Annotated in this window: 1 protein-coding gene; it reads left to right on the top strand. The window is 29.9% G+C overall.

Features of this window, described 5'->3' with window-relative positions:
- On the top strand, nt 1-306 hold a 306-nt coding region (locus KQI30_RS16890; RefSeq protein WP_216464507.1), incomplete at its 5' end, for a transposase.
- Nucleotides 307-719: the final 413 nt, after the last annotated feature.

The raw sequence follows: 719 nt of genomic DNA, 5'->3' as shown, positions 1-719 counted from the left end.
GGATTTGATTTAAAACAATGTAGTTCAGGTGAACATAAGGGTAAGATGAAAATAAGTAAATGCGGAAGCCGTAGGCTGCGAGATATAGTCTATAAAGTATGTTTGCCATTAATAAATGAAAATAAGTATTTTAAACAATTATATAATTATTATATTAGTAGAAAAGAGAATCCGCTTAAAAAGAAACAAGCCCAAATAGCAGTATGTTGCAAGTTATTACGAGTTTTACATGGTATGGTTAAAAATAATTCTAAATTTAATGGAAATGAAGTTATAAAAGGAATATTAGATAAAAAGGCAGCCTAACGGCTTAGAAATAGTAGCGAATAGAATCAATTATTTATAGAGATAATTACTTAGTATAAAAATATTAGCTTGGCATAGTCGCGAGTAGCATAACTTTAAGGCATAGACCTCGTTGCACAGCATTAGCGACATCCGTCTACAGATATGTTGTACAAAGGAATATTAGAGTAAATCTAGAGATACATGAGAGTTTTGACAACTGTAGTTTTTACGGAATAGCCGATTAGGCAATCATAAAAAAAATGGCCTTTCAAAAAGGTTTGTTTGCCATGCAAAAAAACAGACAAATCCTTCTTGAAAAGCGTTAGCTATACAACTAGTATACTTATACAATATAAAAATAGATATAAGTTGATATGAAATTCTAAGAAATATCGAGTAAATAAGAGAATAATAAACTACAAGGAGAGAGT

The sequence above is a fragment of the Clostridium bornimense genome (genome assembly GCF_018917145.1).
Classification (GTDB): Bacteria; Bacillota; Clostridia; order Clostridiales; family Clostridiaceae; genus Clostridium_AN; species Clostridium_AN bornimense_A.
Note: the sequence above shows the minus strand (reverse complement) of the source record. Positions and strands in the feature narration are given on the sequence as shown.